The 7,947-nt window shown below is 73.4% G+C and carries 7 protein-coding genes; all 7 read right to left on the bottom strand.

Annotated features, from left to right (window positions below; translation table 11 throughout):
• Positions 1–173: 173 nt before the first annotated feature.
• Positions 174–614 carry a type II 3-dehydroquinate dehydratase gene (gene aroQ / locus ABZW10_RS38385; protein ID WP_355376270.1) on the bottom strand — a complete coding sequence of 147 codons (441 nt, stop codon included), beginning with the start codon at positions 612–614 and terminating at the stop codon, positions 174–176.
• Positions 611–1,705 carry a 3-dehydroquinate synthase gene (aroB, locus tag ABZW10_RS38380; RefSeq protein ID WP_355376267.1) on the bottom strand — a complete coding sequence of 365 codons (1,095 nt, stop codon included), beginning with the start codon at positions 1,703–1,705 and terminating at the stop codon, positions 611–613. Before aroB ends, aroQ begins: the two co-directional genes overlap by 4 nt.
• Positions 1,698–2,219, bottom strand: coding sequence for a shikimate kinase (locus ABZW10_RS38375; RefSeq protein ID WP_355376265.1), 522 nt, complete (start codon positions 2,217–2,219; stop codon positions 1,698–1,700). The genes aroB and ABZW10_RS38375 overlap by 8 nt, the downstream gene beginning before the upstream one ends.
• Complete coding sequence (gene aroC / locus ABZW10_RS38370) at positions 2,216–3,400, bottom strand: chorismate synthase (RefSeq protein WP_355376263.1); 1,185 nt, start codon at positions 3,398–3,400, stop codon at positions 2,216–2,218. The genes ABZW10_RS38375 and aroC overlap by 4 nt, the downstream gene beginning before the upstream one ends.
• 238 nt (positions 3,401–3,638) lie before the next feature.
• Positions 3,639–4,469 (bottom strand): shikimate dehydrogenase, encoded by an 831-nt coding sequence (locus ABZW10_RS38365; RefSeq protein ID WP_355376261.1) that lies wholly within the window; start codon positions 4,467–4,469, stop codon positions 3,639–3,641.
• Between the two features lie 40 nt (positions 4,470–4,509).
• Positions 4,510–6,435, bottom strand: a complete 1,926-nt coding sequence (gene mltG, locus ABZW10_RS38360; protein WP_355376258.1) for an endolytic transglycosylase MltG — start codon at positions 6,433–6,435, stop codon at positions 4,510–4,512.
• A 154-nt stretch (positions 6,436–6,589) separates the two neighbouring features.
• A complete protein-coding gene (gene mltG / locus ABZW10_RS38355) occupies positions 6,590–7,831 on the bottom strand; it encodes an endolytic transglycosylase MltG (protein ID WP_355376256.1) in 1,242 nt (413 codons plus the stop codon).
• Positions 7,832–7,947 lie beyond the last annotated feature (116 nt).

Raw genomic sequence — 7,947 nt, 5'->3', positions numbered from 1 at the left:
GGGGGGGGGCGCCCCCCCCGACGCGGTTTCGCCCCCCCCCCCCCCCCCCCTCCGCCCCGTCCGGGCTCCCCCCCCGGGGGGGGGGCCCCCCCCCCCCCCCCCCCCCCCCCCACCACCGCTGGTCACCGCCCCGGGCACCGGCCCGGGCACCGCGCCGGGCGCCGACGCCCCCGTCAGCCCGATACGAGCTGGTCGGCCAGCGCCCGCAGCGCGAGCTCGTACGAGCCGATCCCGAACCCGGCGATCGTGCCGGAGGCCACCGCGGAGATCACCGAGGTGTGCCGGAAGGTCTCCCTGGCGTACGGGTTGGAGATGTGCACCTCGATCAGCGGCGCCGTGCGCTGCGCGGCGGCGTCCCGCATCGCGTACGAGTAGTGGGTGAACGCGCCAGGGTTGATCACCACCGGCACCCGGCCGTCGGCGGCCTCGTGCAGCCACTCGACCATGGTCTGCTCGGAGTTGGTCTCGTGCACCTCGACCTCGAAGCCCAGCTCCTTGCCGAGCGCCGTGCAGCGCTCGACCAGCCCGGCGTACGAGGTGGAGCCGTAGACGTCGGGCTCGCGGCTGCCGAGCCGGCCGAGGTTGGGGCCGTTGAGCACCAGCACCCGGCTCACGAGGACACCTCCGCGTAGGCCGCCACCAGCAGGGACGGGTCGGGGCCCTCCAGCACGGAGGTCTTGCCCAGGCCGTCCAGCACGATGAAGCGGATCAGGTCGCCGCGCGACTTCTTGTCGATCTTCATGGCGTCCAGCAGCTTGGGCCAGGCGTCCGCGCGGTAGCTGAGCGGCAGGCCGACCGAGGCGAGCACGGTGCGGTGCCGGTCGGCGGTCTCGTCGTCCAGCCGCCCGGCCAGGCGGCCGAGTTCGGCGGCGAACACCATGCCGATCGAGATGGCCGCGCCGTGCCGCCACTTGTAGCGCTCGTTGCGCTCGATGGCGTGGCCGAGGGTGTGGCCGTAGTTGAGGATCTCGCGGCGCCCGGACTCCTTGAGGTCGCCGGAGACGACGTCCGCCTTGACCTGGATGGCGCGCCGGATGAGCTCGACGGTGTGCGGCCCGGCCGGGGTCTTGGCGCCCTCCGGGTCGGCCTCGATCAGGTCGAGGATGACCGGGTCGGCGATGAAGCCGCACTTGATCACCTCGGCGAGGCCGGAGACGTAGTCGTGCCGGGGCACGGTGTCCAGGGTCGCGAGGTCGGCCAGCACGCCCACCGGGGGGTGGAAGGCGCCGACCATGTTCTTGCCCTCGGCGATGTTGATGCCGGTCTTGCCGCCGACCGCCGCGTCGACCATGCCGAGCAGCGTGGTGGGCATGGAGATCCAGCGGACCCCGCGCAGCCAGGTGGCGGCGACGAAGCCGGCCAGGTCGGTGGTGGCGCCGCCGCCGAGGCCGAGGACCACGTCGGTGCGGGTGAACCCGGTCTGCCCGAGCACCGACCAGCAGTACGCGGCCACCTCGGCGCTCTTCGCCTCCTCGGCGTTGGGCACCTGGAGGGCGATCGCCTCGTAGCCCTCGCCGGCCAGGTCCTCGCGGATCGCGTCGGCGGTGGCGGACAGCGCCTCGGGGTGGATGATCGCCACCCGCCGGGCCCGGGTCCCGATCAGCGGCGCCAGCTCGCCGAGCAGCTGGTGCCCGATCAGCACGTCGTACGGGTCGTGGCCGGCGCTGCCGCCGACGTGAATCCTGACGGTGTCGGTGTCAGTCATGGGGGGTCTTCAGCTCCAGTGCTTCCAGTACGGCGTCCGCGACCTGCTCGGGGGTGCGGCCGGCGGTGTCGACGACGGCGGTGGCCACCTCCAGGTAGAGGGGGCGGCGGGCCTCCATGAGCTCGCGCCAGCGGGCCCGCGGGTTGACCGCCAGCAGCGGCCGGGGGGCGTCCAGGCCGACCCGCTTGACCGCGTCGGCGAGCGGCACCTCCAGGAACACCACCGGCAGGGGGCGCAGCAGTTCACGGGTGGGCTCGGCCATCACCGCGCCGCCGCCGAGCGCGAGCACGCCGGGGTGGTTCGAGGCGGCGGTCCGCACGGCGGCCGCCTCCAGGGCGCGGAAGTGCGGCTCGCCGTCGTCGACGAAGATGTCGGGGATCGGCTTGCCGGCCTGCTCCTCGATGTCCGCGTCGGTGTCGCGGAAGCCGACGCCGAGGCGCTCGGCGAGGACCCGCCCGACGGTGGACTTGCCACTGCCGGGCGGGCCGACCAGCACAACGGCCGGTGAGGTCATCGGACGATCAGGTGGTCGAGGTAGCTCCGGACGTTGCGCCGGGTCTCCGACACGTGGTCACCACCGAACTTCTCGTTGACCGCGTCGGCGAGCACCAGGGCGACCATCGCCTCGGCGACGATGCCGGCCGCCGGCACCGCGCAGACGTCGGAGCGCTGGTGGTGGGCCTTGGCCGGCTCGCCGGTGCGCACGTCCAGGGTCCGCAGCGCGCGCGGGACGGTCGCGATCGGCTTCATCGCGGCGCGCACCCGCAGCAGCTCGCCGGTGGACAGGCCGCCCTCGGTGCCGCCGGAGCGGCCGGAGGCGCGCCGGGCGCCCTCGGGGGTCGGCACGATCTCGTCGTGCGCCTGCGAGCCGGGGACGCGGGCCAGCTCGAAGCCGTCGCCGACCTCGACGCCCTTGATCGCCTGGATGCCCATCAGTGCGGCGGCGAGGCGGGCGTCCAGCCGGCGGTCCCAGTGGACGTGCGAGCCGAGGCCGACCGGGACGCCGTAGGCGAGCACCTCGACGACGCCGCCGAGGGTGTCGCCGTCCTTGTGGGCCTGGTCGATCTCGGCGACCATCGCCTTCGAGGCGTCGGCGTCCAGGCAGCGCACCGGGTCGGCGTCCAGCTTCGCCTCGTCGGCGGGCAGCGGCAGCACGCCGGCCGGGGCCTTGGCGGCGGCCAGCTCGACCACGTGGCTGACGATCTCGATGCCGCAGGTCTCCTTGAGGTAGGAGCGGGCGACGGCGCCCAGCGCGACGCGGGCCGCGGTCTCCCGGGCGCTGGCGCGCTCCAGGATCGGGCGGGCCTCGTCGATCGAGTACTTCTGCATTCCGGCCAGGTCGGCGTGGCCGGGGCGCGGACGGGTCAGCGCCTCGTTGCGGGCGAGACCGGCGAGCACCTCGGGGTCGACCGGGTCGGCCGACATGACCTGCTCCCACTTCGGCCACTCGGTGTTGCCCACCATGACGGCGACCGGGCTGCCCATGCTGAGGCCGTGCCGGACGCCGCCGAGGAAGGTCACCTCGTCCTGCTCGAACTTCATCCGTGCGCCGCGACCATAGCCGAGCCGGCGGCGCGCCAGCGCGTCGGCCACCACGGCGGTGGTGACCGGTACACCGGCGGGCAGGCCCTCCAGCGTCGCGACGAGTGCGGGGCCGTGCGACTCCCCCGCCGTCAGCCAGCGCAACGTACCCAACGGAGCTCCTTCATCAGCGGACCGGCGCGGCGCTGCCGCCACCCGCCCGGGCGTGCCTTCTCCCCGAATCCTTTCATGCCGGACCGGCCGACCGGCCGCGGAGTCCGGTCACCGGACACCATTCGGCCGACCGGCGGACGGGAATGGCTGGTCGGCATGCCCCTGACGCGACCGCTCCGGCCGTCCAGGCCGCCTCGGACAGCCCCCAGGCCGCCTCGGACGGCCGCCCGGCGCCGCCTCAGCCCGCCGCGAGTGCGGCCTCGCCCGCGGCGCGGATCGCCGCCAGCGGCCCCGGGGCGCGCCCGGTGAAGAGCTCGCTCTGCAGCACCGCCTGGTGCACCAGCAGGTCGAGCCCGCCCAGCACGGTCGCCCCGCGCTCGGCGCACGCGCCGGCCAGCTTGGTCGGCCACGGATGGTACAGCACGTCGAAGAGCGCGCCCGGCTCGGCGGTGAGGTCGCCGGCGAAGCCGTCCGTGGCCCCGGCCGGAGTGGTGGCCACGGTCAGCGGGTGGGCCAGCGCCTCGGCGCCGCGCGCCCAGTCGGCGGTCCGCACCGCCACGCCCAGCCGCTCCCCCAGCTCCGCCATCTCCCGGGCCCGCTCGGGGCTGCGGACGTAGACGGTGACCTCGTGGGCCCCGAGCCGGGCCAGCGCGGCCAGCGCCGAGGACGCGGTGGCCCCGGCGCCGAGCACCGCGGCGGACGGCACCTCGGTGATGCCGCGCTCGCGCAGCGCGTTGACCAGCCCGGGCACATCGGTGTTGTGCCCGACCCGGCGCCCGTCGGCGGTGAACACCAGGGTGTTCACCGCCTCGACCGACCGGGCGGTGGCGCTCACCTCGTCGAGCAGCGGAATGACCGCCCGCTTGAGCGGCATGGTGAGCGAGCAGCCCGCCCACTCGGCCTCGTCCAGCCCGGCGACGAAGCCGGGCAGCGCGGCCTCGTCCACCTCGAAGCGGTCGTAGCGCCAGCCGTCCAGGCCGAGCGCCGCGAAGGCGGCCCGGTGCAGGGCGGGCGACAGCGAGTGGGCGATCGGCGAGCCGAGGACGGCCGCGCGGTGCTTGCTGGTCACGCTGGTGTTCTCTCTCCGTGCGCCCCCGGTGGGGCGGTCGTCACCTGGTGGTGCAGTGCACCGCGACCGGGTCGAACTTCTGGCCGGCCGCCGTGCAGTACGCCTTGACGTTGTTGGCGTGCTCCGTGTCCGTCTCCGCGAACAGGGTCGAGGTCGGCGACATCGCGATGAAGTACAGCCACTTGCCGTCCGCCGGGTTCAGCGTCGCCTTGAGCGCGTCGTCGCCCGGGTTGGAGATCGGTCCCGGCGGCAGGCCCGGGTTGATGTAGGTGTTGTACGGGTTGGAACCGTCGTTGATGTCCTTCCTCTCCAGGTTCTTGGTTCCCAGCGCGTACTGCAGCGTGGTGTCCATGCCCAGCTTGCCGTTGACCTTGCCCTTGTCGGCCAGCCGGTTCTGGATGGTCTTGGCCATCTTGGCGAAGTCGTCCTTGTTGTTGCCCTCGGCCTGCAGGATGCTCGCCTCGATGACCACCTCGTAGCCGGACTTGAGGCCGATCTTCGACGCCTCCGCGTCCAGGCCCGCGTAGCGGTCCACCGCGTTCTTGACCATCTGCTTGAGCAGGTCCTCGGGCTTCATGCCCTCGGTGATCGAGTAGCGGGTCGGCCAGAGGAAGCCCTCGATGTTGCCCTTGGCGTACGCGGGCAGGCCGAGGTTGTTGATCTGCTCCTTGGCGACGTTCGCGGTGGTGCCCTTGGGCAGCTTCAGCCTGTCGTCGATCAGGCCGTAGGTGGCGATGGAGGTCAGGCCCTCCCGGATGATCAGCTTCTCGCCGCCGTTGGCGTCCACCAGGAACTGCACAGCTCCCTCGGCGGACATCTCCTTCGGCATGCTGTAGGCGCCCGGCTGGATGGTGGAGCACTTCACGTTCTTGTCGCACGCCGCGTTGAAGGCGTCGATGCTCTTCACCACGCCGGCCTGCTTCAGCGCCGCACCCATCTGGCTGCCGGCCGCGCCCTGCTTGATCTCCACGTTGACCGAGCCGGAGCCCGGGCCGGGGAAGTCCGGCGCCGGACCGAAGTGGTCCTTGTAGAAGCCGTAACCGAACCAGCCCGCGCCGCCCATGGCGCCGAGCAGCACCAGGGCGACCACCAGGCAGGCACCGCCGTTGCGCCGGCCCGACTTCTTGCCCTTCTCCTTGCGCTTCTTCTTCGCCTCGCGGGAGTCGTCCTCGTCACCGAGGAAGCCGCCGTGCCCGTCCCCGTCCGCGCCGTCCTCGTGGTACTCGCCCTCGGCGTACTCACCCTCGGCGTACTCGCCCTCGTGACCGTCCCACCCGGCCTCGGCGTGCTCACCGCCGTCGGCGGGCGCGGCCGGGTCGGCGCCGGCCTCCAGCGCGGCGGCCTCCGCCTCCCAGTCGATGCCGTCCGGACCGGGGCCGGAGGGCTGCTCGGGGGCGGCCGGCTGCTGCTCCTGCCGCGCCGGGGCGCCCTGCTGCGGTACGGCCTGCTGCGGCACGCCCTGCGGGGGGACGCCGTGCTGGGGCGCACCGTGCTGCGGCGTGCCCTGCTGCGGATACCCCTGCTGCTGACCGCCGAACGGCTGCTGCCCCATGCCCTGCTGCGCCATCTGCTGCGGGGGCAACTGCTGCTGGGGATAGCCCTGCTGGCCCCCCACGCCCTGCTGCGGGTAGCCCGGCTGCTGCTGCGGATAGCCCTGCTGCGGCATCTGCTGCTGCGGGTACCCCTGCTCACCGCCGTACTGCTGCTGGCCGCCCATGCCCTGCTGGTTCATGCCCTGCTGGTTCATGCCTTGCGGGTTCACGCCCTGCGGCTCCATGCCCTGCTGCGGCATCTGCTGCTGGGGGTAGCCCTGCTGACCGCCGTACTGCTGCTGGGACTGCTGGGGATGCTGCTGCCACTGCCCGTCCTGCGAGCCGGGGACCGGCTGCTGACCGCCGTACCCGGGGTCTCCCGGATTCCACGGCTCGGAGCCCTGGGGGCCGTAGCCCCGACCCAGATCGGTCATTGATCCCCTTATACCGACGGAGACGACCGGAGGATCGGCCCGGTCGCCCGGGACGGCGTCCCGGCTGCTTGTCGAACCGGCGTGCTAACGCAACACCCGGACGGAGACGCTACCGTACCGCAGTCAGGTGGCCGGTCGGGGCGCCGCCCGCCCGCTACGGCGCCCCCGGCGAGGCCGGAGCGGGCGGGGAGGCGGAGGCCGAGGCCGAGCCGGTCGCCGACGCCGGGGCGCTCGGTGAGGCCCGGTTGGCGTTGAACTCCGCGACGTTCTTCTGCTGCACCTCGAAGCTGTCGGTGAACCGGGTGTCCCCCGGCTTCACGGTCACGAAGTAGAGCCAGTCCCCCGGCGCCGGATCCACCGCCGCCATGATCGCCTGGCGCCCCGGGTTGGAGATCGGCGTCGGCGGCAGCCCCGCGTGCTTGTAGGTGTTGTACGGGGAGTCGAGCCGGGTGTCGGTGACGCTGGTGTTCAGCGTGGAACGCCCCATCGCGTAGTTGATGGTGGAGTCCAGCTGCAGCGGCATGTTCCTGGCCAGCCGGTTGTAGATCACCCGCGCGACCTTCGCCATGTCCTCGGGGTTGTCGGCCTCCCCCTGCACCATGCTGGCGATGGTCACCAGCCCGTACAGCGACTGCCCGAGGTTGGTCGCCACGACCTCCGCGTCGTCCCGGGCGTACTCCTTGCCCGCCCGGTCGACCATCTGCTTCAGCAGGTCGACGGCGGTGGTGTCGTCGGTGACGGCGTACGTCGCGGGGAACAGGTAGCCCTCGGGGACGCCGTTGGCGCTCTCCGGCAGGCCCAGCTCGGCGGTCTGCTCCTTGACCGTCCGCTCCGCGGTGCCCGCCGGGAGCTGGAGCTTCTTGTCGATCGCCGCGTAGATCTGGCTGCCGCGCCACCCCTCGGGGATGGTCAGGCCGTTGGCGTTGGCCGGGTCGATCAGCACGGCGAGCGCCGCCGCCGCCGACATCTTCAGCCGCAGCGTGTAGGTGCCGGGCTGGATCCGCCCGGCCGCCGCCGCGCTGCCCCGGGCGGCCCGGGTGAAGGCGAGCGAGCTGGCCACCACGCCGTTGCGCACCAGCGCCGAGGCGATCTGGCTGAGCCCGGCGCCCTCCGGCACCGACACCTGCACCGAGCCGGACCCGTTGCCCGCGTAGTCGGCGGCGGCCGGCGGCTTGCGCTGTCCCTGGATCCAGCTGAACCCGGCCAGCCCGATCCCACCGAACACGGCGATCAGCGAGAGCGCGGTCAGCAGACAGGCCAGTCCGTTGCGCCGTCGGCGTGGATCCGGCGCATCGGGGCGCGGGGCGGGCGCGCCCGGCGGGCGGCCCTCCGGTTCGGTCGCCGGCGCACCGAGGTGGCCGGGGCTCAGGCCGGGTGTGAGGTCCAGATCGGTCACGGCGGCGTCCCCTCGGCGGTCCGCGTGGCACGCGGAACGACGGCAACGTCTCGTCCAGCGCAAGATCACGGATCTGGTCGAAGGCCGCGTTGTAGGTCCGCAGCGAGTCCTCGTCC

Origin of the sequence: Kitasatospora sp. NPDC004723 (assembly GCF_040609255.1) — a bacterium.
Taxonomy (GTDB): Bacteria; Actinomycetota; Actinomycetes; order Streptomycetales; family Streptomycetaceae; genus Kitasatospora.
Note: the sequence above shows the minus strand (reverse complement) of the source record. Positions and strands in the feature narration are given on the sequence as shown.

What these genes read in the sequence shown, in the direction of transcription:
- aroB (WP_355376267.1), bottom strand. Translation starts at nt 1,705, where the DNA reads ATGACTGACACCGACACCGTCAGGATTCACGTCGGCGGCAGCGCCGGC.
- ABZW10_RS38375 (WP_355376265.1), bottom strand. Translation starts at nt 2,219, where the DNA reads ATGACCTCACCGGCCGTTGTGCTGGTCGGCCCGCCCGGCAGTGGCAAG.
- mltG (WP_355376258.1), bottom strand. Translation starts at nt 6,435, where the DNA reads ATGACCGATCTGGGTCGGGGCTACGGCCCCCAGGGCTCCGAGCCGTGG.